The sequence below is a fragment of the Nocardioides salsibiostraticola genome, from assembly GCF_054783655.1.
Map to the genome: position 1 here is coordinate 1 of NZ_BAAGQD010000019.1, position 1,368 is coordinate 1,368.

At 65.0% G+C, this 1,368-nt stretch carries 1 protein-coding gene; it reads right to left on the reverse strand.

What is annotated here, in order from left to right; translation table 11 throughout:
- Positions 1-103 precede the first annotated feature (103 nt).
- Positions 104-1,018 (reverse strand): TIGR01777 family oxidoreductase, encoded by a 915-nt coding sequence (locus tag ACYVLV_RS12205; RefSeq protein WP_460810311.1) that lies wholly within the window; start codon positions 1,016-1,018, stop codon positions 104-106.
- Positions 1,019-1,368: the final 350 nt, after the last annotated feature.

Genomic DNA, 1,368 nt, shown 5'->3' on the forward strand with positions numbered 1-1,368 from the left:
TCTGCCGCCGAGAGTGCGCACGCGGCCATCCGATGCTGCCGCTGTTGGGGTAGGGCATCGTCCCGATTACGTACCCGACTGGCCGGGCTCGTACGACTCTGACTCAACGCGCTTGTAAGAGGTCCTGCAGCGTCTCTTCGAGGTCGGGGTGAGCGAAATCGAAGCCCGCCTCCTGCAGTCGTGCAGGAACAGCGCGGCGTCCTGTCAGAGCAAGTGCCGGATCTGTTCGCAAAACGATGGACCCGGCTCGTACAGCCCAGGCTGGTGTCGGTAGCGCAGCGGGTCGGCGTAGGACGCCGCGTAGCATCCGCATCAGATCGGCATTTCGAACGGGATTGGGCGAGGTGGCGTGCAGCACTCCGTGCAGGTCTCCGGCAGCCCCATGTCCTTCTATCGACTGCGTGGCGATGTCGAGCCAGTCGTCCACGTGGATCCAGCTGAACCATTGCTGGCCCGAGGCGATTCGGCCACCCAGCCCCCAGCGGACAACGCCGGCAAGTCGATCCAGCGCGGGAGTGTCCCGATCGAGGACAACGCTCGTTCTCAGTACAGTTGCGCGCTGAGCGTTCACGCCTTCGGCTGCGGCTTCCCATGCCTTGGCGACGCCCGCCATCTGCGGCGGCTCGTGCGCGAGTGGGGACTGCTCGGTCAGGACTGCCTCGCCCGCGTCACCGTAGATGGCCAGTGTGCTGGATTGCAGCCACACCGGCAGGGGCGCATCAAGGGAAGATGCGGCTGCCGCGAGGGCCCGGGTCGGATCAACTCGCGACCGTTCAAGCAGAGCGACGTTCTGAGTGGTCGGTCGGCGGTCTACCAACTCACCAGCCAAGTTGACTACTGCGCTCCCAGCGAGCTCGGTTGCCCATGAGCCGACCGTGACGCCGTCCCACCAGACGTGACGGTGCGCCGAGGGTCGGGGTGTGCGGCTAAGGATCACTACCTCGTGATCCCGGGCCGCTAGTGCATCAGCCAACCTCCGACCCAATGCGCCAGTCCCACCTGCAAGAACAACCTTCACAGAGCGATCCTAGCGGGCCGGCCGCGGCTGATTCCTGCGTCGCCAACGAGTCCCGAATGGGGCGAGCAGTCCGACTGCCGCCCCCAGGTCCGGCTCATCGGATCCTTGGTACGGATAGAAGGCGCTGACCACTGCCCCCAGAGGTCACATGTCAGGAATGCGGAGTCGTCGTCGGTCAAAACTGTGACTAGACGTGCATGGCCCAAGGTCAGTTCGCTCAGCCGCTTCGTTCGCGACCAAGCCGATGACGGCATCGCCTCGAGTCTGGGTCTCATCGGGGTCTTCTGGGCGGCTGTGCTCAAACTGCGCCGAGGATCGACACGCTGACCTGGGACATCCGGTTCTGCCGC